The following is a 23,988-nucleotide window of genomic DNA, read 5'->3' on the forward strand; positions in this document are numbered from 1 at the left end:
GATGAAAACACTGCATTTAAGCTGGATGGCATTTTTTATTACTTTTGCAGTGTGGTTTAACTTCGCGCCGCTGCTGCAGGCGGTCAAAGAAAGCTTAGGATTAAGTACCGAACAGATAAAAACACTGCTGATATTAAATGTTGCTCTAACTATTCCTGCCCGGGTTATTGTTGGTTCATTAACCGATAAATATGGCCCTCGAGTGGTGTATTCTGCACTATTAGCGCTTTGTTCCATTCCCTGTTTTGTGTTTGCTTTATCGGAGACATTTTTACAGGCGGCCATTGCCCGTTTCGCATTAGGTTTTATCGGTGCGGGTTTTGTAATCGGTATTCGTCTGGTATCTGAGTGGTTTCCACATAACGAACTGGGCACAGCTGAAGGCATTTACGGCGGCTGGGGAAACTTCGGTTCAGCGGCGGCTGCATTTACGCTGCCGACTATTGCACTGCTGTTCGGCGGTGAGGACGGCTGGCGTTATGCGATGGGACTTACCGGCCTGATCAGCCTGTTATTTGCATTTGTGTTTTATGCCAACATCAGTGATACACCTAAAGGAGCAACCTACTTCAAACCGGCTAACTTAACAGCAATGGAAGTAACCTCTAAGGGTGACTTCTTCCTGTTATTAATAATGAAAATCCCGATGTATGCTGCTTTAGCATTATTAACATGGAAGTTATCCCCTGCAGGTATCGCGATGATTTCCACTACAGCTACTTATACTGTATACGCAGCCTTAGCCGCTGTGTATGCATATGAATGGTCACAGGTATGGAAAGTGAATAAATCAATTTTCAGTGCCCCCGTACCGGAAGTACACCAGTATAAATTCAAACAGGTGGCGGTGTTAAATATCCTTTATTTTGCTACCTTTGGTTCAGAATTGGCGGTTGTTTCCATGCTGCCTTTATTCTTCTCTGAAACCTTTGAGCTGACACCGGTTGTTGCTGGCATGGTGGCATCTGCCTATGCATTTATGAATCTGGTTTCCCGTCCCGGCGGCGGCTGGATTTCAGATAAATTCGGACGTAAATCAACGCTGGTTATCCTTACCGCAGGCCTGGTTTTAGGTTATCTGCTGATGGCACAGATTACTGCTGAATGGACGCTTTGGGTGGCAGTTGCCGCAGCTATGTTATGCTCATTCTTTGTGCAGGCCGGTGAAGGCGCCGTTTTTGCAACCGTACCATTAATTAAACGCCGGATGACCGGGCAGATAGCCGGCATGACCGGCGCTTATGGCAATGTCGGCGCGGTTGTCTATTTAACTGTATTGTCATTTGTTGATTACCAGACATTTTTCTACGTGATTGCAGTGACCGCCTTTCTCGGCCTGCTTACATTAACTCTGATGACCGAACCAAAAGGACAGATGGCAGAAGTTAACCAGGACGGCAGTGTGACCATGATTGATGTCAGCTAGAGGTATTAAAAATGAAAAGCAATGAGAGTCGGAAAAAACAGCATAAGACAGAGCTTGAACTGTGTTTCGGCGGTTATTCCGATCCGGGTAGACGCCAGGTTAATCAAGATGCCTTTGCGGTAAAAAAACCGGCTCTCGCATCAGAAAAGAAATACAAAGGTTTTACCGCCTGTATCGCTGACGGGGTCAGCTGCAGCAGCAATGCGCAGCAGGCCAGTCAAACCAGCGTGACACAGTTTATTGCCGATTATTACAGCACCCCGCAAAGCTGGAGTGTACAAAAGTCCGCAGGAAAAGTATTAAACTCGCTTAACTCATGGCTTTTTCAACAAAGCCGCGCTAGTGATTTACGCCATAACGGATTGATTACAACATTCAGTGCGGTTATTTTTAAAGCAGCTAACGCTTACCTGTTTCATGCCGGTGATACGCGCATTTATCGTTACCGCTCCGGCAGTCTGACACAGTTAACCAGGGATCACAGCCGCACTCAGTACGGTAAAAAAGATTTTCTAATCCGCGCCCTGGGTATGGACTGTCACCTGGATGTTGACGTTCAGACAGTCAAACTGCAGGTCGATGATATTTTCTTATTAACCAGTGACGGTATACACGACACTCTAACCGAGCGTTTCCTGCAGGAACGTATCGCATCGGTAAATAACAACAGCAGCAGCTCGGCCTCATTTGAACAGTTAGCCGAAAACATCAGTCTGCAGGCATTAAATAACGGCAGTAAAGATAATTTAAGCTGTTTAATCATCGCTGTTAAACATGTTCCCCTGGAGGATGCCGTCGAGCTCTACCAAAGCCTGAAACAGTTAACCATTCCGCCGGCACTGCACAGCGGCAATAAAATTGACCGCTTTATAATAGAAAAAGTACTTCATCAGGGAGCACGCAGTCATATTTATCTGGCCAGTGATCCGTCTGATAAAAAACACTATGTATTAAAAATGCCCTCTTTAAATTTTGCCGATGATCTTATTTACCTCGACGGCTTCAGCCGCGAACAGTGGGCTGGAATAAAATTAAAGGATCCGCGGGTGATGAACATTTTACCCAGAATAGACAACTCGCCTTTTCTCTATCATATTTGTCAGTTTGTCCCGGGTATCACCCTGCGCCAGTGGATTTACGATAACCCCAAACCTGCTCTGCAGGAAACTCGGGAAATCATCCGTAATATAGTCAGTGCAGTGCGTGTAATGCAGCGGGCCGGTTTAGTCCATCGGGATTTAAAACCAGAAAACATCATGATTGCCCCGGACAATACGGTCACCTTAATAGATTTCGGTACTGTAAAAATTGACGGGTTAGATGAAATATCCCCCGCTTTGAGCGATAACCTGCCGCTTGGGGATCTCAATTACATGGCGCCGGAATATCTACTGCAAGGCCGGGCGGACAGCCAGTCAGATCTGTTTTCTGTCGCCGTTATTGCCTATGAACTGCTATGTACAGAACTTCCCTATAAGATAGTAAATACACAGTCACTGCAGCAGGCAAAAAAATCACACTGGAAATATCAGAGCATCAGCCGCTTTCGCGAAGATCTGCCAGTCTGGCTAGACTATGCACTGCACAAGGCCCTGCAGCCGGAAACAAGCAGACGTTATCAGGCAATGACTGAGTTTATTGATGATCTCTATAGACCGAATCCAGAACTGCTTAAAGCCCGCGAAAATGTTCCGTTAATTGAGCGGGATCCGGTACGCTTCTGGCAGTTATTATCGGCAGCCCTGCTCCTGACTGCGTTCACTGAATTTATATTACTCCTGACCTGAGCACTTTTTCCTTCCATTAATGCACCTTCGGAAAACTCAGGCGCACACTATGCTAAAAAAAGACCTAAAATTGACTTCTGTTGCAGACATGTCCTGAACCAAGACTCAGTAATAGCCTACTATTATTGTAAATTATATTTTTACGATATTTTTCAATAGCTAAGATTCACGCTGAGTAAGGTCTACAGGACAGAAACAGCTTCAACATAAAGGATAAACACACTATGAAATTAACGATTAAGGCCCGACTTATTCTTCTGGCACTGCTGCCGGTAGTGGTTATTTCATCGATAATTATGACCTTCACTTATATTGAAACACATAAGTTAAGCAGTGCGCAGATGAAAACAACACAAGCGCAGATGATGGAAATGAAACGCGCGGAGTTAAAGTCTTATATTAGTATTGCCGAAACAGCAGTCACTCAGCTAAAACAGGATAATTCTCCAATAGAAGAAGTGGTTAACACACTGCGTAATATAAAATTCGGCAAAAGCGGTTATATATTCGGTTACACATCCGACGGCGTACGTGTTTTTCTCGGTTCAAGCGATAAAGGCATCGGTGATAACTATTACTCTCTGCAGGATAAAGAAGGTAATTACTTAATTCAGGATATAATCAAAACCGCACGCAGCGGCGATGGTTATTCCGTATATTATTTTCCAAAACCTAATGGAAGCGTTGCTCTGCCTAAACTGGCTTACAGCATCTACTTATCACAATGGGATTTAAATATCGGAACAGGTTTTTATACCGATGATATTGATGCGGTACTGGCGCAGATGCAGCAGCATGCTGATCAAAATATGCTCGGCAGCATGCGCACCATAGGACTGATAACCATTGTTGTAGCGCTGATCGTTGCCGCACTGGGTATTGCCATCAACAAAAGTATTACCATTCCGCTGGCGCAGTTTGATGACTCAATCCGCAGTTTTGCCAGCGGCGATGCAGATTTAACAGCCCGCCTTCCGAGCTTTAACATCCCTGAATTTAATGACTTAAGCCGTAACTTTAATAAGTTTGTGGTTAAGCTGCATGAAATCATCGGTCATGTATCCCATGTCAGTGACCAGGTTGTTAGTGAAACCTCACAAATGACTGAGCGTTCCTCACAGGTAAATACCCTGGTAACCAGTCAGCGTTCAGAAACGGAGCTGATTTCCACGGCAATGACTGAGATGACCACTTCCGCACATGAAATATCTCAAAATGCATCGCAGGCGGCCCATTCAGCACAGGATGCCGACTCTAATGCACAAGTTGCCATGAGTACTGTCAATGAAGCATCGGAATCAGTGAAAACACTGGCGGCAGAACTCGATGAAGCAAGCGCAGTGATCACCAAGCTCGAAGGCGATGTACAGAATATTGCCGGCACCTTAACCATTATTCAGGAGATAGCCGAACAGACTAACCTGCTGGCATTAAATGCGGCCATTGAAGCCGCCCGTGCTGGTGAACAGGGGCGTGGTTTTGCAGTTGTTGCCGATGAAGTACGTAAACTGGCAAGCCGCACTCAAGAGAGTACTGCGCAGATTCATGATCGTATCAGCGCACTAAAATCAGGCTCAGACTCTGCGGTTCAGGTAATGGAATCGAGTAAAAACTTCAGTACACTCACCGTTAATAAGGCCGTAGCTGCGGCTGAATCTTTAGTGCTAATTATTGATTCGATAAATAATATTAACGACATGAATACGCTGATTGCCACCGCAACTCAGGAGCAGAGTGTTGTCGGCCAGGATATCTCTGAGCGTATTGTATTAGTGTCGGATCAGAGTGCTGAGTCAGCTGGACTTGCTAATGAGAACCGCGACGGCAGCCTGGTATTAACAGAAAAAGCGAATGAGCTGTCCGATCTGGTGGAAAGGTTTAAAATTTAACCTTCTCCGGGCTTAACTGTTAACTAAGGTGCACATTGAATATATAAAACGCCCCGCTTCTGCACCTCGTTTTATTCAGACGGTTATTACCACCAGGCTGCCGGATGACTGCCGAGGGGAAAAGTCGGCTGCAGCCAGCGCGGCTGGGTTACCGACATTTTCACCACAGGTCCGAGATAATCTAGTCTGCCGAACCCTGATTCGCAGCACTGCATATACGGCGCGATATCCGGGACAGCAGGGGTATAAGCGGTAGTGACCAGTCCCTGCTCCTGCAGCCACATTGCGCTGCGCGACAGTGATACACGCACTTCATAGCTTCCGCCCTCTACAGCTCGTCGAATCAAGGCGGCTAAGGTTCCAAGCGCAGCAAGATAACCACTGATATAATCACAGGCAGCCGCCGGCTGCAGCGCAGGCAGGCCGTCTTTGCCCTGTGTATCAGCAATGCCAGTTACACTCTGCGCCAGCTGCTCCCAGCCGGGACGGCCAGCCCAGGGCCCCCGATGCCCGTAACAGTTTATTGAGACATACACTAACCCTTTATGCTTTTCTGTCAGATCCGCCGCGCTGAAACCGCGTTTACTGAGACTACCGCTACGGTATCCCTGCGAAAACACATCTGCATCAGCGGCTAGTTCACGCAGTTTCTGAGCCTGTTCAGGTATATCTAAATTAAGATGTGTACTGCGTTTCCCATGTCCTGTGTCCATTACAAAGGAGTCGACACTCGGCAGCTCAGGGCTGGTGATTTTTAATACTTTTGCACCGAACCCTGCAAGGGTACGCGCACAGGTGGGACCGGCTAGGACCCTAGTGACATCTAATACCTTAACAGCGTTTAAAGGGCGATCATTTACATTACATGCGCCTGTAAACGGGATCGGCTCACCGTCACTTATTTTGATAATTTCAAATAACGGGGTCTTACTTAATATTCTGCCCTGCTCAGTGTTTAACCACTCTTCTTGTGAACGGATAAACGCACCGCATAAACCAGCTTCCGCTAAGGCATCTTCTAACTCCTGAGCTTTCCAGCCTTTCACCGCTGCCTCAATCGATTCTTTTCTTTTTTCGCAATTTAAAACAGCCAGCGTGCCTTCGGCAAGTTTAGGGAAGTAACCATGCAGATGAAACCAGCGTTGATCAGCCGTGCGGTACATCTGTATTAAAGGGTTATGCATATCAAATAGAGGAGCTGCTTCACCGTTTATTTTCTGCCAGAAAAAGCCGACTAAGCTTGCGGCGGCTCCCGTAACGTTAACTTCTATATCCTGCTCACTTCCTCCTTTCATATGCCATATCTGCGCTGACAACCGGGCACAGGCAGCCAAAACGGCGGCAGCTGACTCCCCTAGAAAGAAACGGCTGTCCAGCTGCGGATCCTGGCCCTTTATAGACACTGACTGAGTACATAACTGAGGTAAGCCGCAGCCTGTTAGTAATTCTTCTAACTGGTTTATTTTTCTCATCATTACTTCCCGTTTGAAAATTAACATATGTACAGCTCAACGATACTGACGATTATCTGTTAACTGCTGATATACGATAGAATTGCTTTTCATCTTTGCGGTGATTAAAAACGCAGATAATGTAATAAAAATATTTGAGATGAACTCTGCCTAAACATCACAACTAAAGCAATATATTATACAGCATTGAGTAATTCATTTGATAACAAGCACAATACGGCTCGTAGTTTGAATTAACCAGGAAGTAAAAAGTACATAATAGTTGGAGTAAAAAACAACTGCCGGCAAGACCAGCCGATACTGAAAGGTATCAGCAGATTAACCGCGCGTGCACAATTAAACTGTCAGTATAACTAAATCCGTAACCAAAACCGCCGTCTAAAACAGTACTTGCATGATGTGATCCGGAGGTGACTGCCACTATCGACACAACTTCAAAACCATCACTGTTAAGCTGCGCAACTACATCAGAAAGATCCTGGCTAAGGCGTTTAGAATCAACCTGACAGTCGGACTGATACTTTGTCTCCAGCCAGATAGTTTCTTCAATGGTACTGCTCTGCTCTCCATCCTTTACATTATCAGCATGCAGCGGTCCGGTGGGGATTTTCAGCGTTTTTGATTTTAATTCGTGGCCAAGGTAGGCGGGTACCAGCACTATCTTATCCATAAGCTTATCTTCCCTAAGTATTTAAGATAAGTTTAGCCGCTAATTGAATTTTTATTCCGGTGAATTTTATTCATAAAAAAAGGCGCCTGAAAAGGCGCCTTTTTAGATTTAGCAGTGAATTACATTAACCGGCAGCCGGGTAGGTAATTTCAGCTTCAGCCATTAGTTGTGTTACTAACGCCTGGTAGGTTGCTTCTGATGTTGAACGCTCAAGCAGCTGCGTGATCTGCTCTTTTGCCTGGTTGTCAGCAGTTGCAGGTTCGATAACCTGAGACAGTTCGATAACTGCAAAATCACCGTTAGCCGTTGTTACCCAGTCACGAGAAACTTGCTCTGCTGCTGGTTTAGCTAATTTAAACAGCTTCTGTACTACCTGGTAATCGTAGCTGCGGTTGTCACGAGCAAATGTCAGGTTAGAGCTGAATTCAAGACCTTTAGCCGCTAAGTCATCTGTAATAGATTCCTGCGCATTTAATTTAGCCATTAACGACTCAACAAATTCCTGCGCCTGCGCCTGCGATTTTTCACCTTTCAGCTGCGCCTGAATCTGTTCAGACACTTCCGCCAGCGGCTGCTTCGAAGCATCTTTATAATCACTTACCCGCACTACAATCGCTTTATTATCACCAAGCTCAATCAGATCAGAGTTCATTCCCTCTTCACGGAAGTTCAGATCAAATACAATCTGCTGTACTGATTTTTCTGCTAATTCAGCCGGAGCCTGATCAGCGGAGAAAAATTCACTGATCTGCACATCTGAATTAAGTACACCGGCAGCTTCATCTAAATTGTCTGGAGATTCAAAAGCAACTTCACTTAAACGCTGCTGTAGTTCGTAATAAAGCTCGCTGGTTTTATCTTTCTGCAGCGCGGCTTTAACCTGAACTTCTACATCAGCCAGCGGCAGTGTTTCGCTTTCCTGGACATCTACCAGTTTAATAATATGGTAACCAAACTGAGACTTAACCACTTCAGACAATGGTGCTTCTTTAGTTAATAAAAAAGCGGCTTGATCAAATGATTCATCCATTACACCACGTTCAAACCAGTCCAGCTCGCCGTTATTTTTAGCAGAATAACTATCATCTGATTTCTCTGAAGCAAGCACGCCAAAATCAGCACCACTATTAATTTCCGTTAGGATAGCAGCTGCTTTCTCTTTAGCTTCTTCACTGTCACCCTGTACTAAAATATGAGCAACTTTACGACGTTCCGTACGCTGGTAATCAGACTGATGAGTCTCGTAATAATTTTCGACATCCGCCTGGTTAACAGTTATCTGATCCGTTAATGCTGCACCGTCTAGTAATACATATTCAACACGTACCTGTTCAGGGTTCTGGAAGAACTGGCTGTTATTATCGTAATAAGTCTGCACTTCCTGCTCGCTTATCTGACCGATATCGGTAAATTTATCCGCACTGACTGTTAGTACTTTTGCAACACGTTTTTGTGCCTGCAGTTCATTGACCAGATCAACTTCAGCCGGCAGAACAAACTCACTGCCCACCAGCATCTGTAATAACTGACGACGTGCTAAATCTTGTTTTAAACTGGCACTGAAATTGGCTGGTGTATAACTTGCGCGGCGTAACAGAGCTAAATACTGCTCATTGTTGAATTTACCGTCAACCTGGAATTCAGGCATATTACGGATTTCATTTTTAACCTGCTCATCACCAACACGTAAACCCATGTCGTCAATTGCCTGTGCAATTAAACGCTCTGAAATAAGCCCCTGCGTAGCCTGTGCTCGAACCTGCTGAGCAAAATCCGGACTGGAAGCAATAAGATCAAACTGTTCGCCGTACTGCTCCTGTAAACGCGCTCTTTCGTTATTATAAGCTTGTTCAACACTTGCCTCGCTGATCTCTTCACCATTAACCTTTACAGCAACAGCGGTACTTCCACCGCCTAAATAACTGCTTACCCCAGCTAAAGCAAAAGATAAGATGATCACTATTAATACAACTTTTGCAGCAACCCCTTGTGAGCCTTCGCGCATTTTATCTAACATAAATACTCTTCTCTGAAAACTTATAGCAAAATAATTAAACAAAAAAGCGCATCATATGACGCGCTCAATTCATCATTCAACAAACAAGCAGTTAAGCGTTGATTGCATCTTTTAATGATTTACCAGCTTTGAATGCAGGTACCTTAGCAGCGGCAATCTGGATCGGCTCATTTGTCTGTGGATTACGACCAGTACGTGCAGCACGCTCTTTTACAGAGAAAGCACCGAAACCGATAAGAGAAACGTTGTCACCTTCAACTAATGCATTTGTTACGCTGTCAATAAACGCGTCAAGTGCACGGCCGGCAGCTGCTTTAGAAATATCAGCACTTTCAGCGATGTTGTCGATTAGTTGTCCTTTGTTCATTTTAATATCCCCATATTATATATTGTTGTGTTCACCTTTAACCAGGTGTTAAACACGAGTTGAAATGTAGTGGCGTTAGGCTACGTTGCTATTTAAACTGGTGCAAGTAAATTCATAAAAAACTCTGCAACTAGCCCATATTTTATGCGGTTTATCACCTATTTTGGTGCTTTCTCCAGAGAAAACCCTTTCAGACTGTCCTGCAGGGCAATTTCCAGCACTTCGTCTATCCAGCGAACCGGTTTAATTTCCAGCTGTTCTTTAATGTTATCAGGGATGTCTTCCAGGTCCCGCGTGTTCTCAAAAGGAATTAAAACGGTTTTTATGCCGCCGCGGCGGGCCGCTAATAACTTCTCTTTTAAGCCGCCGATGGGTAATACTTCACCCCGTAAAGTGATTTCACCGGTCATCGCAACATCCGCGCGAACAGGAATACCTGTCAGACTTGAAATCAGCACAGTACACATTGCTGCACCGGCACTTGGGCCGTCTTTTGGTGTTGCCCCTTCCGGTACGTGTACATGTATATCGCGTTTTTCATGGAAATCTGCATTAATGCGCCATTGTTCTGATTTAGCACGTACAACTGTCATTGCAGCCTGGATTGATTCTTTCATCACATCACCAAGCGAGCCGGTATAAGTTAACTTGCCTTTACCTGGTACCGAGGTTGCTTCGATAGTCAGCAGATCACCACCGACTTCTGTCCAGGCAAGACCCGTTACCTGACCAACCTGGTTGCTTGAATCCGCTTTACCAAAGTCAAAACGACGCACGCCCAGATAGTCTTTTAAGTTATCGATAGTGACATTTACTTTTTTAAGTTTCTTGTCTAATAAAATCTCTTTTACTACCTTACGACAGATTTTAGAGATTTCACGTTCCAAAGCACGCACACCGGCTTCACGTGTGTAATAACGCACAATACCGATAATCGCACTGTCATCAATATTAATTTCACTGTCTTTCAACCCGTTACGCTTAACCTGTTTACTGGTTAAATGCTCCTTGGCGATATTCATTTTTTCATCTTCGGTATAACCCGATAAACGGATCACTTCCATACGGTCAAGTAACGGCCCCGGAATATTCATTGAATTTGAAGTCGCCACAAACATCACATCTGACAAATCATAATCAACTTCTAAATAATGATCATTAAAGGTATTGTTCTGTTCAGGATCTAAAACTTCCAGCAGAGCTGATGCCGGATCGCCACGCATATCCGATGCCATCTTATCGATTTCATCCAGTAAAAACAGCGGGTTCTTAACGCCGACCTTGCTCATTTTCTGAATTATTTTACCCGGCAGTGAGCCGATATAAGTACGACGATGACCGCGTATTTCAGCTTCATCACGTACGCCGCCCAGCGCCATACGTACATATTTACGACCGGTTGAACGGGCGATAGACTGCCCTAACGAGGTTTTACCTACACCAGGAGGTCCCACTAAACATAAAATAGGCCCTTTAAGTTTGTTAATTCGCGTCTGTACCGCAAGGTATTCTAAAATACGCTCTTTAACTTTTTCTAAGCCGTAGTGGTCGGCATCTAACACTTCCTGTGCTTTTGCAATATTCTTTTTAACCGGAGAACGTTTTTTCCACGGCACATTTACTAAGCTTTCAATGTAAGTTCGGATAACACTGGCTTCCGACGACATTGGTGACATCATTTTTAATTTTTTAAGCTCAGAGACCGCTTTTTCATGCGCTTCTTCAGACATACCTGCCTGTTCAATTTTTTCAGCAAGCAGCTCATGATCATTAGGGCCGTCTTCAGACTCACCTAACTCTTTCTGAATCGCTTTCATCTGCTCGTTAAGGTAATACTCGCGCTGGCTGCGTTCCATCTGTTTTTTAACACGACTGCGGATGCGTTTTTCAACTTTTAGAATATCTTCTTCGCTTTCCATCATCGCCATTAGATATTCAAAACGTTCCGTTATTGAAGTCAGCTCTAAAGCTGTCTGTTTATCTTCCAGATTCAGCGGCATATGTGCGGCAATCGTATCGGCTAAACGTTCAGCTTCATCGATGCCGTTAACAGACGCTAATACTTCAGGCGGGATTTTTTTATTCAGTTTGATATAGGATTCAAACTGCCCCATTACGCTTCGCAGTAAAGCTTCTTCTTCCTGTGCATCAATTGCTTCACTTTCCAGCAGCTCAACTTCAGCAAAAAAGTAATCATCATTTTCAATATTATTGATTAACTGTGCACGCTGCACACCTTCAACTAAGACTTTAACCGTACCGTCAGGCAGCTTCAGAAGCTGCAGAATATTTGCCACTGTACCTATGGTGTACAGATCTTCCAGTTTAGGATCATCTAATGAGGCTTCAGTCTGCGCGACTAATAATACTTTCTTTCCCTGCTCCATGGCAGCTTCTAAACAGCTGATAGATTTCTTTCTACCAACAAACAGCGGAATAACCATATGCGGATATACCACTACATCGCGTAAGGGTAACACTGGCAGCGTTAACTGCAGGTCTGATTCAGTTTTCATAATATCCCCAGAAAAATATTCATTTGTTATATAAGATTTTAAAAACAAACAAACTTTAGAAAATCGTAGGGATTAATACTGGGGATTATGTGAAATTTTTCAAGGCTATAAATGAAAAAAGGGAGCATAAAGCTCCCTTTCTTAACAATTAAATGATTAACTGCTTATTTATCAGACGATACCAGCTTAGCCTGCTCTTCTGAATAGATCATTATCGGCTTTGATTCGCCTTTAATAACATTTTCATCAACCACAACTTTAGTCACATTTTCAACTGACGGTAAGTCATACATTGTATCCAGCAGTACTGATTCAACAATTGAGCGTAAACCACGTGCACCGGTTTTACGGCTCATCGCTTTTTTCGCCATGGCGATCAGTGCTTCTTCTCTAAACTCAAGTTCTACATTTTCTAAACCGAATAGTGCGGCATACTGTTTAGTAATTGCATTTTTAGGAGCCGTTAGAATTTCAACTAATGCAGCTTCATCTAATTCAGTTAATGTTGCCAGAACAGGTAAACGCCCGATAAACTCAGGAATTAAACCATATTTAGTCAGATCCTGCGGTTCAACTTTTTTGAATGTTTCACTCAAAGAGTCTTTTGAATCACTGTCACGTACTGTCGCACCGAAACCAATACCGGCACCGGTATCAACACGCTGCTCGATAATGCTGTCTAAACCGGAGAAAGCACCACCACAGATAAACAGGATCTTAGAAGTATCAACCTGGATAAATTCCTGATTCGGATGTTTACGTCCACCCTGCGGCGGAATCGAAGCAACCGTTCCTTCAATCAGTTTAAGCAGCGCCTGCTGAACACCTTCACCAGATACATCACGAGTAATAGACGGATTCTCTGATTTACGGGTAATCTTATCGATTTCATCAATATAGATAATACCGCGCTGCGCTTTCTCTGGATCGTAATCACATTTCTGCAGTAACTTCTGAATGATGTTTTCTACATCTTCACCAACATAACCGGCTTCGGTTAGTGTTGTTGCATCAGCCATAGTAAACGGCACATCCAATAAACGCGCCATGGTTTCAGCCAGTAATGTTTTACCGCTGCCCGTTGGACCGATTAATAAAATATTACTTTTACTCAGCTCAACACCATCAGCAACATCACCATGTTTTAAACGTTTGTAGTGATTGTATACGGCAACAGCTAATACTTTTTTTGCTGTATCCTGCCCAATCACATAGTCGTCTAAATTGGCACGAATTTCATGTGGTGTCGGTAATTTTTTACTTTTATTGTCAGATTCGGCTGCACTTGTTATTTCAGCAATCTCTTCTTTGATAATATCATCACAAAGATCAACACATTCATTACAAATATAAACAGAAGGGCCGGCAATCAGTTTTTTCACTTCATGCTGACTCTTACCACAAAAAGAACAATAAAGAAGGCTGTTATTATCACCTTTATCGCCATGTTTATCTGTCATTTGGTACCCTTTTAATTATTTTCTTTGCGTCAGCACTGAATCAACAATGCCGTATTCAACCGCTTCATCTGCGCGCATGAAGTTATCGCGATCGGTATCCTGCGCAATGATGTCAATATCTTTACCAGTATGAAATGCAAGTAACTCATTCATACGGTGTTTAGTTGCCAGAATTTCTTTAGCATGAATCTCGAAATCTGACGCCTGTCCCTGGAATCCGCCTAACGGCTGATGGATCATAACTTTGGCATTCGGCAGACAGTGACGTTTACCTTCCGCACCACTTGCTAGAAGGAACGCGCCCATGCTGGCCGCCATGCCCATACACACAGTGCTTACATCCGGCTTGATAAACTGCATAGTATCGTAAATCGCCATACCTGCACTAATTGAACCGCCTGGAGAATTGATATAAATATAAATATCTTTTTCCGGGCTTTCAGATTCTAAAAACAGAAGCTGTGCGGCAATAACGTTAGCCATATGATCTTCAACCGGGCCTGTTAAAAAGATAACACGCTCTTTCAATAAACGAGAATAAATATCATAAGAACGCTCACCTTTTGCTGTTTGTTCCACAACCATAGGAATAAGCGCGTTACTAATTGGATCGGTGTTTCCAGCAAATGGGTTTGACATGTTCTTTCCTAGTATATGTATATAATTTTTAATATTAGTCGGCATTATACCCGAAAACTTTAATGGCAGGGGCAGCCTGGGTATATAAATAAAAATGGCCCGAGTGAAATCACCCGAGCCATTGAAATGCCTAACTAGTTGTATTAATAGTAATTAAACTATTAAGCAACCGTTTTGTTCATAACTTCATCGAACGATTTGTTCACTTCGGTTACTTTAGCTTTTTCAATGATAAAATCAACTGCTTGCTCTTCTAATGCTACATTTTCCATGTTCTGCATCATTTCTTTGTTGTTTTTGTAGTATTCAATTACTTCAGTCGGGTTTTCGTAAGCAGATGCAGCTGACTCGATAAGAGCCGTTACTTTATCCTGGTCAACTTTTAATTCGTTAACTTTGATTACTTCACCTAGTAACAGACCTACTTTAACACGTTTCTCAGCTTGTTCTGTAAACAGTTCAGCAGGAAGTTCAGGAAGGTTGTTAGGATCCATCTGCTTGCCGTAACGCTCCATTGCCTGTTTGCGTAAAACATCAACTTCACCAGAAACAAGTGCTTTAGGCACTTCAATTTCGTTACCTTCAACTAACGCAGTTAATACTTTGTCTTTTGCAGTGTTTTTAAGTACCTGATCAAGTTCACGAACCATGTTTTGTTTAACATCAGTTTTCAGTGCATCCAGCTCGCCGCTTTCTACACCGAATTTTTGTACAAATTCAGGCGTAATTTCAGGAAGAATCTGCTCTTCAACTTTGTTTAAAGTAATAGCAAACTGAGCTGCTTTACCTTTAAGCTGTTCTGCATGGTACTCTTCAGGGAAAGTTACGTCGATAGTAAACTCTTCACCGGCTTTTTTACCTACGATACCTGATTCAAAACCAGGAATCATGCGGTTGCTGCCCAGTACGATCTGGAATGCTTCTGCTTTACCGCCTTCAAATACTTCACCGTCAATTGAACCTTCGAAATCAAGTGTTACTTGATCATCGTTTGCCGCTTCACGTTCAACACTGTTCCATTCAGCGTGCTGCTTACGCAGTGTTTCAATCATTTTATCAAGATCAGCTTCAGTTACTTCAGCAGACTCTTTTTCAACTGCTAACTCTTCAAGAGCGGCTAGTTTAACTTCAGGGTAAACTTCAAACGTTGCAGTGAATACGAAGTCATCACCTTTTTTACGTTCTTTTGGTGTTACCTGCGGGCCGCCGGCAGGGTTTAGTTTCTCAGCCATTACAGCTTCGAAGAAGTTACGCTGCATAAGTTCACCGGCAACTTCCTGCTGTACAGCAGCACCAAAACGTTTAGTAATTACAGATGCAGGAACTTTACCCGGACGGAAACCGTCAACACGCTGAGTTTTTGCTAGATGACGGATACGACCGTCAAACTCTTTATCAAATAAGTCTCCAGCAACAGTGATTGTTAATGTGCGTTCTAGACCTTGTGTAGATTCAACAGAAACTTGCATTTTATTTCCTTTATCTTGTACGTTAAAAATTTAAATTAGCTAATTAAGAACATTATTTTCGACATTCTTAACTTCTAAGGTGTATTAGCTTTAGTAAGCCAGATAAAAAAATAACACCTCAGAGAAATTCTTGAGTTTAATTTCTATGGTGAAATTTAAGACGCGCCATTATAGACACTGTTTTATCGATAGTCGAGTTTTACAAATCAGCAAATTTTACGTATCAAGCACAGTTTTGATAAAAATTTCCGCACAACAGGCGCTTGTTAAGCTTATAACTCCCTTAGGTAAGGCATTTATTTTTGAGTAAAAACCGCAATAGGATATAAAAAAAGTCAACACTGAGGCGCTTATTTCCACTTCACTCCCCTTTTAATCCACTTTATCGCAAAGCGGTTGCCTCTGACTAAGCCTTCTACCTACACTAATGTTATCCACATAAATAGTAGATATTAAAAGGAACTTAAAATGAATACGACAACACTTAAAATACTGCTTGCAAGCATGACATTTTCATTATTAATCAGCGTGCCGGCTTCTGCTGCGTCCAGCCAACAAACCTGGTCTACGCTGATGGAACAGTACACACAAACCCAGAATGAACAGTTTAATGCGCAGGATAATGTCGACAGTTTCGAAACGTATCTAGCAGAGCATCCGGATAACGCTTTAGCTGAGTTATATACCGCCAGCAGTTACTGCTTTATCGGCCGTGATGCCTGGATGCCCTGGAACAAGTTAGATGCAGCGAATACCTGTATCGATAAAATGGAAACCGCTTTAACTCATATAGAACAGCAGTACCCGGATAACAGCGAGCAGCGTTTACGCAGCTATTTAACCTTTGGATTAACCGGCGCAGCCCTGCCGGATCGTTTTCAGATGTACCAGGTCAGCCAGGACATATTAAATAAGGCGAAAAATCACCCGGCATTCAGCCGCCTTCCCGAAAAGCTGCAGTTACAAGTATTCAATATATTATCAGGCAAACAGTAAGCGCAATATTCATTGAATAATAGATAAGGAAAAATTTATGCAGGCCGTTATCAATGTTAAACAGATCGGCAGACAGTTTCTGCAGGGCACGCAGACCATCAACGCCTTAACTGCGGTCAGTTTAAGCATCTGCAAAGGTGAGTTTGTCGCCATTAATGGTTATTCCGGCAGCGGTAAAAGTACCCTGCTTAATATTATCGGCACGCTGGATAAACCCAGCAGTGGTGAGCTTGAACTGTTCGGTGATGCGGTTAACTTTAATGATGAGTCTTCATTACAACAATTTCGCGCACAGAAAATGGGTTTTATATTTCAAAATTTTAATTTGAATCCGGTATTAACCGCATTAGAAAACGTGCAGATGCCGCTGCTGCTGACCGATATGAACAGCAGGCAGCGGCGCAAAAAGAGTATTGCCGTGCTGACAAAAGTAGGCCTTGCCGATCGAATCAACCACAAACCCGCGCAGCTTTCCGGTGGTCAGCAGCAGCGGGTGGCAGCTGCACGGGCATTAGTTTCCGATCCGCTTATTCTTTTAGCCGACGAACCTACAGCGAATCTTGACAGCGAATCGACCGAACAGCTGATGCTGGTGCTCAAAGAGATGAATGAGCAGTCGGGACTGACCGTCCTGTTTTCATCTCACGATGAGCGCCTGTTAAAACATATCAGGCGTACCATTACCTTAAATGACGGGGTATTAATCACTTCGGGGAGTCAGCTATGAAATGGCTAAAATTAAGCTGGTTAAATGTACTGCGTAATACCAGGCGTTCAATCATTGCGGTTTCGATTATTGCTCTCGGCAGTTTTTCACTGATTATCGCATCGGGTTATGTGCTTGCCAGCTTTGAAGGGTTACGTGAAAGCACCATTCAGGGCGGACTTGGTCATATTCAGCTTGCACTGCCCGATGCATTTACCGATAAAGAGATTGATCAGGGTGGTTTTACCCCGCAGAAAAAACAGCAGCTGCAGCGCGATATTGAAGCCATGCCGGAAGTTCGCCTGACCACTGAGCGAGTACTGTTCGAAGGTTTAGCTTCCACTGGCGATATTACCATCGCAGTGATCGGTAAAGGCGTCAATATCAATAAGGAACGCAAAATAACCCTGTTTACCCCGATTATCGAAGGCCGTAATCTGCCGAATGTAGACCTGCATAAACAAACTGAAACAGCAGAGCAGATCTATAGCGCGGTGATTGGCGAAATACTTGCCCGCGACTTAAAAGTTAAAGTAGGTGAGTCAATTACACTATTAGCAAGTACCAGTTATCAGGGAATTAACGCCATTGATGTTACGGTTGTTGGTATCAACCGCTCAGGTATTCCAGAATATGATCAGCGCAGTGTGATGATTCCCGTTTCGGCAGCTAAAATACTGCGTGACTCGGATACGGTTAACCGTTTAGTGGTATCACTGCGTTCAACTGCTGATACAGACTTAATCAACAGCAGAATTCACTCTTCATTTAGCGATATTGAACAAAAAACCTGGCTGGAGCTGTTTCCTTTTTACACTAATGTGGTCTCTCTTTATAACAACATCTTCGGAGTGATGGGATCGGTTATTTTACTGGTGGTGTTAATGTCAGTAAACAATACCATGGTAATGGCGATTATGGAGCGAGTTGCTGAATCCGGCACCCTGCGCGCCTATGGATTCAGCAGCACCAGGATCGCTAAACTGTTTGCCACCGAGGGCATGATTATGGGCTTGTGCGGTGCGCTGCTGGGCATGCTGCTGGCAACACTGGTGATACTGTTTATTAATATCAGTCTGTTTGAAATGCCGCCGCCGCCGGGAAGAAGTGTTGGTTATCCGCTGATTTTAAACTGGAATATTACTGCCGTCACAGTGATCTGTGTGACCATGATTTTCAGCTGTACAGCCGCCGCCTGGCTGCCGGCCAGAAAAATGCTTAAAAAGAGCATTATCGATGCAATAAATCATCATTAAAAAATTGAAAGGAAGCAGCTATGCACTACTTAGCATATTTATGGTTAGCGTTGTTTACTGCGCAGGCCGGCGCACAAGAGCCCCCGGCCCCGGCAGAGTATTCGCAGCAGCAGATTAAAAACTGGCTTATTAAAGCAGACACTTATCGTCAGCCCTTTAAAAGCGGTGAACTTAAGACAACACTGACTCTCTTTAAGGATAATAAACAAGCAGAAAGCAGCAGTTTCTTTGTACAGTTGAATGAATCCGGCGATTCACGTGTCACCATGTTAGATACGCGCAGCAAAGGTCAGAAAGTCCTGCTTACTGAAAGCGCCATGTGGCTGTATATACCACGCACCCGAAAAGCGATTCGTATTACGCCGATGCAGCGTCTGATGGGCCAGGCAAGTTACGGGGATGTATCATCACTAAGCTGGCAGCATGAATATCAGTGGGATAACAGCCCGGTGATAGAGAAGCTGAGTAATAACACCGCAAGTGTCTGCTTCAAAGTTCAGGCCACGCGTAAATCTGCAACTTACCGCTCTATCAATCTGTGTTTAGAAAAAGACTCATTACGTCCGGTTAATGCGGACTTTTATCTAGCCAGCGGTAAGTTAATGAAACAGGCCGTCTATCTTAGTTCCAGTAATTCTTCCGGCCTGATTGATCAGACTAAGTTTATACAGCCTGGTAAAAACAATCAGCATACCATGATGAAAAATACAGATTACTTAGAAAAGCAGCATAAGCAGACCATTTTCACTCGTCAGGGTTTTATTAAAAAATAACGGATCACAGACAGCTATGCCTATTCATCAGCAGTTATTGTTTTTAATATTATCTTTTTTCACGGTGCTCAGTAGTGCGGAGCCGGCCTTTTGGGATGAACTGGATAACCGCTATACGCTTGCCAGCCGCTTATTCACATACGATCACAGCCAGCCCAGAGGTGATTATGTAAATGAAAATGCTTTTCTCGCTTATCACAGTTATCAGCAGTGGGTATTAGCATGGCGTGCCGATAATCAGATTTACCAGGCGCCCGCTGAGGATCATTTAAGCGCTGAGGCACAGTTTGAATTAACTGAACTCTCCTGGTCGCACAGCTTTTTAGACAGTGAGGGTGATCTCTGGCAGGCAGGTAAATTCAATCTGCCGCTGGATCCCGGTTATGCTTTTCAAAGCACTGCTTTCTTTGAATCAACGGCGAATCCTTTTGATGACTTTGCTTCCAGTGAAGGTATTAATATGCTCAGCGCCTCGTTATGGATAAAGAATTATTATTTAACTGCCGTAGTCGCTTTAGCTGGACAAGATAAAACTTACCAGGATAAAAAACAATGGGCTGTGATAGTGCAGCGCGATTTTGACGCCCTGTCCAGCAGCTTTATTGTGCAGCAGTACCAGGGTACTAATCCGGGAGCCGGTACAACATTTACCTATGTTAACGGCGAAAGCTTGGAACTGCACGGCAGTGCTTTTATACGTAAAGGCAGTTTATGGTTAAACGGGTTTCATCAGGCTGTACCAGCAGGCTCCAATATTGAAGATAGTTTTGCAGAGAGAGACAATCAGTGGCTTACGGAAATTGTTCTAGGCAGTGTCTGGTCCGGTCTGTCACACCAGTTTTTAGCTGAATGGACTTATCAGCAGGAGAAACTTGCAGCGGCAGAGGTAAACAGCCTTTATCAGCTCAGTAATGGTCCAAGGCCGGATACAGATAATAACAATTCTCCTTTTAGTGAAGAGATCATCGCCCTGTACCAGCAGCGCTATCAGCAGCAGTATCTGTTCCTGCAGTACCAGTACAGCATGACAGATCACACTATCACGGCAAACTCGTTGATAGGACAGGATCAAAGTGCATTATCACAAGTGAAATATGAATATCTGCCGAATCTGGATATAAGCCTATGGTTAGCTGTTGAACTGACTTCCGGCAGCGGGCAGACGGAATTTACTCAAATTCCCTGGCAGAAACGTTTACAGGCAGGTGTGCTATGGAAAATATAATCGTCAGCAGAGAGGATCTGCAGGAAGTTGTACAGTCAATCAAGATAACCTTTATTATCAGCAGTCTGATTGCGGCTTTTAACAGCCTGCTTATTACCGAAACGACTTTTATTACCCAGTTTTTAGCGGCTCAAAGCATCGGTTTAACCATGGTCAGCATCTACAGTATCACTAATATTCTTTATCCGCCTCTGATGAAAAAATTTATATACCAGTATTATTTCCTGCCCTTTCCGGTGTTAATTGCGGCATTAATTGGTATGAATTTTCTCCATGAGTACAGCACTTTTCTGCAGCTGTATGTCCTGATTCTGATCGTCAGTTTACCCGCTCTGCTGGTTTTTCAATATCGCAACAGCAATAAAAGCGCAGCGGCTTCGCTTAAGGCGGAAAAACAAAAAAGAGATATTAGTGAGAAGCAGCTGCTGGAAAGCAAATTACTGTTATTACAGGCACAGATAAACCCGCATTTTCTGTTTAATACCCTGGCTAATATCGATGCATATATTGATTATTCACCTGCGCAGGCAAAGCAGCTGCTGCAGAATTACACCAACTTTTTACGCCACAGCCTAAGAACAACACAAAGCATGCAGGGCACACTAGGCGATGAAATCGACCTGATTAATGCTTATATGAGTATTCAGCAGACCCGTTTTCCGCAGATTAAGTTTACTACAGATATAGAACAGAACCTGTTAAGCAGCCCTGTTCCGCCTCTGCTTATCCAGCCGCTGATTGAAAATGCCATTATTCACGGCCTGGCTCCTAAAGGTAATCAGGGCTTGATCACTTTAGAGATTAAAAAGCTTAATCAGCACCTTATTATCAGCGTCAGTGATAACGGTGTCGGCCTGAATGCAGATAAATGCGGCAATAACGGTATTGCATTAGAAAATATCAAAGAGCGCCTGCAGCTCTATCAGGGGAAAGCGGGCTTTACACTTACACAGGCCCTGTCAGGAGGTGTTAATGCACAACTTAAACTGCCGCAATGACAGCGGCAGAAAATACCGCGCAATTATTGCCGAAGATGAAGCACCGCTGGCACACGTCTTAGCCAAAGCGTTAAATGAATTATGGCCGGATCTGGAGCTGGTCAAGATATGCAGTGACGGCAATGAAGCCTTGAGTCTGCTGCAGACAGAGTCCTTAGACATCGCGTTTTTAGATATCTCCATGCCCTATAAAACCGGAATAGAAGTTGCACGGCAATGTCTTGCAGAAAAAATTCCGACCTTGCTGGTATTAGTTACCGCCTACCCCGATTATGCACTGCAGGCATTTGAGTTTAATGTCTGTGATTACCTGGTAAAACCGCTCTGCCGGGAACGTTTAGCTGAAACTATCAAGCGCCTGCAGGAGCGTTTACAAAGTCCTTCAACAGACACAGATCTTAAGCAGCATCTACAGTTTCTGGCGGTACAAAAAGGGGCTGTTAACCGCTTAATTTCTGTTGATGATGTCTGCTATTTTGCCAGTGATCAAAAATACGTACAGGTAGTCACCAAAGATGATTCATATTTAATCAGCAAAACTCTGGCTGAATTAGAAAAAGAGCTGGATGATAAGCAGTTCTGGCGGGTACACCGCAGCAGTATCGTTAATATCAGGCAAATAGAGCAGAGCAGGAAAACCCTCACCGGACGCTTAGAGTTAACCATGAAAGAGTGTCAGGATCACCTCACCGTCAGCCGTAAGTATCTGCATCTGTTTAAAGCAATGTAATCCTGCTAATTCAACAGAGCACATATCAAACTCTTCAAAAAAACATAAACAAAACATTTTAACACTGATAGAATAACCTTGTTATTCAGTAAGTTATTTTGTTCAACTAACAAATATAATAAAGGTAGAATATGAAAATAAAAAACATGTTCAGCAGGGGATCTGCGGCGGCCGCCCTGCTGCTTAGTTTAACAGCCTGCTCCAGTAATACAGAACAGGCTAGTGATAACTGTGCACAAGCTGCAGGAACCTGGATAGTGCAGGAAGTCGTTGATGACACTCAATGTGGCGGTCAAATAAAAACAGAAAAGTATCGTTATACGGTTAGTCAAGATCACTGCCGGATATCTATAGCTGAAAACGGGGCTGTCGGTCAGATGATAGGCTCAGAAATTCACTGGCCTGCTTACTCTTTTTTCAATAACGGAGGCACCGTTGAGATGTCCGAATCAACAACCAAACTTCAAAACGGTAAGTTAACCGGACTGACCAGTTGGGATTGGAGTAATAGTGATATGGAGTGTTCAGGCACGATCAGCAGAACTGGCTACATAGCCGCCGATAATCCACTGCTCTCTCCAGCAGAAGGAACTTTTGAGCACATTTTTTCAGTAAATGCACCAAATGCTAAGCAGGTCTATCTTGCCGGAGAGATGACCGACTGGCAGCCTAATGTACTTAAAATGAAAAAAGGCTCCGACGGTGTATGGTTTTTACCTGTGTATCTGGAGCAGGGAGCCTGGCAGTACAAATTTGTCATTGACGGAGAGTGGACCTATGACAAAACCAATCCAGTTACCACGGATGACGGGTTTGAGGGGTACAACTCAATTATTGTATTAGGTGAAGAAAATCCTGACGCTAAGGTTAATGCCGCGATCCCTCACGGCACAGTAGAAAAAATAAATATACAAAGTACAGCCTTAGGTACAAACAGCCCGTTTATGGTTTATCTTCCACCGGGGTACTCGCAGAACAGTGAACAAAACTACCCGGTGTTATTTCTATTGCACGGTTACGGAAATAATGAAGGACAGTGGACCCGCGACGGTAAAATCCACAACTTTATGGACAACTTTCTTAATCAAGGCTGGATCCAGCCGTTTATCGTGGTTATGCCCTTCGGTGATACCAGCATGTACGTGGGAGATTATGAAACCCATATCATAAATGAAGTGAGGGCTTATGTGAACGAACATTACCGGGTGAAAACAGGCAAAGCTTCTACAGCAATTTCCGGTACGTCGATGGGCGGATTCGGCGCATTTTATTTAGCATATCGTCATCAGGATGTGTTCGGTTTATCGGTTCCTCTTAGCGGCTTTTTTGATATGAGTTATTATCCTGAGCTGGGCAGAGATGGAAAAATAAGCATGGACTCTGAACTGCATTTCTACTGCGGCACAGACGACAGCACAAGCTTTGCCTCCAATGAAGCCCTGATAAAAAGATTACAAGAAAACGATGTTAACTTTACTTATCAAACAGCCGCCGGTGGACACACCTGGCGCTACTGGAACGGCATCAGCAAAGACTTTCTAAAGGTGGTTTCTGACTACTTTAATAAATCCGCAATATAAGCGCCGATAAAT

Annotated in this window: 19 protein-coding genes; 11 read left to right on the forward strand and 8 right to left on the reverse strand. The window is 43.7% G+C overall.

The features are described from left to right. Position 1 precedes the first annotated feature (1 nt). From G327_RS0100085 to G327_RS0100095, 3 genes are all read left to right on the forward strand, one after another. Positions 2-1,426 (forward strand): NarK family nitrate/nitrite MFS transporter, encoded by a 1,425-nt coding sequence (locus tag G327_RS0100085; RefSeq protein ID WP_425413775.1) that lies wholly within the window; start codon positions 2-4, stop codon positions 1,424-1,426. Positions 1,427-1,437: 11 nt separating this feature from the next. Next, positions 1,438-3,213, forward strand: coding sequence for a bifunctional protein-serine/threonine kinase/phosphatase (locus tag G327_RS0100090; protein ID WP_019612720.1), 1,776 nt, complete (start codon positions 1,438-1,440; stop codon positions 3,211-3,213). Between the two features lie 224 nt (positions 3,214-3,437). Next, the gene (locus G327_RS0100095; RefSeq protein ID WP_019612721.1) at positions 3,438-5,102 is read left to right on the forward strand and encodes a methyl-accepting chemotaxis protein; all 1,665 of its coding nucleotides are present in this window, start codon (positions 3,438-3,440) and stop codon (positions 5,100-5,102) included. A gap of 86 nt (positions 5,103-5,188) precedes the next feature. Here the strand turns inward: G327_RS0100095 and G327_RS23670 are convergent, their stop codons facing one another. The 8 genes from G327_RS23670 to tig all read right to left on the reverse strand — a co-directional run bounded on the left by G327_RS23670 (position 5,189) and on the right by tig (position 15,712). Continuing rightward, complete coding sequence (locus G327_RS23670; RefSeq protein ID WP_019612722.1) at positions 5,189-6,574, reverse strand: CoA transferase; 1,386 nt, start codon at positions 6,572-6,574, stop codon at positions 5,189-5,191. Between the two features lie 310 nt (positions 6,575-6,884). Continuing rightward, a complete protein-coding gene (locus G327_RS0100105; RefSeq protein WP_019612723.1) occupies positions 6,885-7,244 on the reverse strand; it encodes a hypothetical protein in 360 nt (119 codons plus the stop codon). 124 nt (positions 7,245-7,368) lie between these two features. Further along, complete coding sequence (ppiD, locus tag G327_RS0100110) at positions 7,369-9,261, reverse strand: peptidylprolyl isomerase (RefSeq protein WP_019612724.1); 1,893 nt, start codon at positions 9,259-9,261, stop codon at positions 7,369-7,371. A 91-nt stretch (positions 9,262-9,352) separates the two neighbouring features. Further along, positions 9,353-9,628: an HU family DNA-binding protein gene (locus G327_RS0100115; protein WP_019612725.1), complete on the reverse strand. Its 276-nt coding sequence runs from the start codon at positions 9,626-9,628 to the stop codon at positions 9,353-9,355. A 158-nt stretch (positions 9,629-9,786) separates the two neighbouring features. Beyond that, entirely contained in the window at positions 9,787-12,144 is a 2,358-nt protein-coding gene (gene lon / locus G327_RS0100120) for an endopeptidase La (RefSeq protein WP_019612726.1), read from the reverse strand. 164 nt (positions 12,145-12,308) lie between these two features. Then, positions 12,309-13,604: an ATP-dependent protease ATP-binding subunit ClpX gene (clpX, locus tag G327_RS0100125; RefSeq protein WP_019612727.1), complete on the reverse strand. Its 1,296-nt coding sequence runs from the start codon at positions 13,602-13,604 to the stop codon at positions 12,309-12,311. 15 nt (positions 13,605-13,619) lie between these two features. After that, positions 13,620-14,243: an ATP-dependent Clp endopeptidase proteolytic subunit ClpP gene (gene clpP / locus G327_RS0100130; RefSeq protein ID WP_019612728.1), complete on the reverse strand. Its 624-nt coding sequence runs from the start codon at positions 14,241-14,243 to the stop codon at positions 13,620-13,622. A gap of 161 nt (positions 14,244-14,404) precedes the next feature. After that, a complete protein-coding gene (gene tig, locus G327_RS0100135) occupies positions 14,405-15,712 on the reverse strand; it encodes a trigger factor (protein WP_019612729.1) in 1,308 nt (435 codons plus the stop codon). A 468-nt stretch (positions 15,713-16,180) separates the two neighbouring features. Here tig and G327_RS0100140 point away from each other — a divergent pair, with 468 nt between their 5' ends. From G327_RS0100140 to G327_RS0100175, 8 genes are all read left to right on the forward strand, one after another. Continuing rightward, positions 16,181-16,708 carry a hypothetical protein gene (locus tag G327_RS0100140; RefSeq protein WP_019612730.1) on the forward strand — a complete coding sequence of 176 codons (528 nt, stop codon included), beginning with the start codon at positions 16,181-16,183 and terminating at the stop codon, positions 16,706-16,708. A 37-nt stretch (positions 16,709-16,745) separates the two neighbouring features. Beyond that, positions 16,746-17,435: an ABC transporter ATP-binding protein gene (locus G327_RS0100145; protein ID WP_019612731.1), complete on the forward strand. Its 690-nt coding sequence runs from the start codon at positions 16,746-16,748 to the stop codon at positions 17,433-17,435. Further along, positions 17,432-18,670: an ABC transporter permease gene (locus tag G327_RS0100150; protein ID WP_019612732.1), complete on the forward strand. Its 1,239-nt coding sequence runs from the start codon at positions 17,432-17,434 to the stop codon at positions 18,668-18,670. The genes G327_RS0100145 and G327_RS0100150 overlap by 4 nt, the downstream gene beginning before the upstream one ends. Positions 18,671-18,690: 20 nt before the next feature. Continuing rightward, positions 18,691-19,443 carry an outer membrane lipoprotein-sorting protein gene (locus G327_RS0100155; RefSeq protein WP_019612733.1) on the forward strand — a complete coding sequence of 251 codons (753 nt, stop codon included), beginning with the start codon at positions 18,691-18,693 and terminating at the stop codon, positions 19,441-19,443. A 16-nt stretch (positions 19,444-19,459) separates the two neighbouring features. After that, the gene (locus G327_RS0100160) at positions 19,460-20,668 is read left to right on the forward strand and encodes a hypothetical protein (RefSeq protein WP_019612734.1); all 1,209 of its coding nucleotides are present in this window, start codon (positions 19,460-19,462) and stop codon (positions 20,666-20,668) included. Further along, positions 20,656-21,666, forward strand: a complete 1,011-nt coding sequence (locus tag G327_RS25815) for a sensor histidine kinase (protein WP_019612735.1) — start codon at positions 20,656-20,658, stop codon at positions 21,664-21,666. Before G327_RS0100160 ends, G327_RS25815 begins: the two co-directional genes overlap by 13 nt. After that, entirely contained in the window at positions 21,641-22,396 is a 756-nt protein-coding gene (locus G327_RS0100170; protein ID WP_019612736.1) for a LytR/AlgR family response regulator transcription factor, read from the forward strand. Before G327_RS25815 ends, G327_RS0100170 begins: the two co-directional genes overlap by 26 nt. 131 nt (positions 22,397-22,527) lie before the next feature. Beyond that, a complete protein-coding gene (locus tag G327_RS0100175) occupies positions 22,528-23,976 on the forward strand; it encodes an alpha/beta hydrolase-fold protein (protein ID WP_019612737.1) in 1,449 nt (482 codons plus the stop codon). Positions 23,977-23,988 lie beyond the last annotated feature (12 nt).

Source organism: Psychromonas ossibalaenae ATCC BAA-1528 (assembly GCF_000381745.1).
Classification (GTDB): Bacteria; Pseudomonadota; Gammaproteobacteria; order Enterobacterales; family Psychromonadaceae; genus Psychromonas; species Psychromonas ossibalaenae.

Coding starts and splice junctions, on each gene's coding strand:
- G327_RS0100085 (WP_425413775.1), top strand. CDS start 2: ATGAAAACACTGCATTTAAGCTGGATGGCATTTTTTATTACTTTTGCA.
- G327_RS0100090 (WP_019612720.1), top strand. CDS start 1,438: ATGAAAAGCAATGAGAGTCGGAAAAAACAGCATAAGACAGAGCTTGAA.
- G327_RS0100095 (WP_019612721.1), top strand. CDS start 3,438: ATGAAATTAACGATTAAGGCCCGACTTATTCTTCTGGCACTGCTGCCG.
- G327_RS23670 (WP_019612722.1), bottom strand. CDS start 6,574: ATGAGAAAAATAAACCAGTTAGAAGAATTACTAACAGGCTGCGGCTTA.
- G327_RS0100105 (WP_019612723.1), bottom strand. CDS start 7,244: ATGGATAAGATAGTGCTGGTACCCGCCTACCTTGGCCACGAATTAAAA.
- ppiD (WP_019612724.1), bottom strand. CDS start 9,261: ATGTTAGATAAAATGCGCGAAGGCTCACAAGGGGTTGCTGCAAAAGTT.
- G327_RS0100115 (WP_019612725.1), bottom strand. CDS start 9,628: ATGAACAAAGGACAACTAATCGACAACATCGCTGAAAGTGCTGATATT.
- lon (WP_019612726.1), bottom strand. CDS start 12,144: ATGAAAACTGAATCAGACCTGCAGTTAACGCTGCCAGTGTTACCCTTA.
- clpX (WP_019612727.1), bottom strand. CDS start 13,604: ATGACAGATAAACATGGCGATAAAGGTGATAATAACAGCCTTCTTTAT.
- clpP (WP_019612728.1), bottom strand. CDS start 14,243: ATGTCAAACCCATTTGCTGGAAACACCGATCCAATTAGTAACGCGCTT.
- tig (WP_019612729.1), bottom strand. CDS start 15,712: ATGCAAGTTTCTGTTGAATCTACACAAGGTCTAGAACGCACATTAACA.
- G327_RS0100140 (WP_019612730.1), top strand. CDS start 16,181: ATGAATACGACAACACTTAAAATACTGCTTGCAAGCATGACATTTTCA.
- G327_RS0100145 (WP_019612731.1), top strand. CDS start 16,746: ATGCAGGCCGTTATCAATGTTAAACAGATCGGCAGACAGTTTCTGCAG.
- G327_RS0100150 (WP_019612732.1), top strand. CDS start 17,432: ATGAAATGGCTAAAATTAAGCTGGTTAAATGTACTGCGTAATACCAGG.
- G327_RS0100155 (WP_019612733.1), top strand. CDS start 18,691: ATGCACTACTTAGCATATTTATGGTTAGCGTTGTTTACTGCGCAGGCC.
- G327_RS0100160 (WP_019612734.1), top strand. CDS start 19,460: ATGCCTATTCATCAGCAGTTATTGTTTTTAATATTATCTTTTTTCACG.
- G327_RS25815 (WP_019612735.1), top strand. CDS start 20,656: ATGGAAAATATAATCGTCAGCAGAGAGGATCTGCAGGAAGTTGTACAG.
- G327_RS0100170 (WP_019612736.1), top strand. CDS start 21,641: ATGCACAACTTAAACTGCCGCAATGACAGCGGCAGAAAATACCGCGCA.
- G327_RS0100175 (WP_019612737.1), top strand. CDS start 22,528: ATGAAAATAAAAAACATGTTCAGCAGGGGATCTGCGGCGGCCGCCCTG.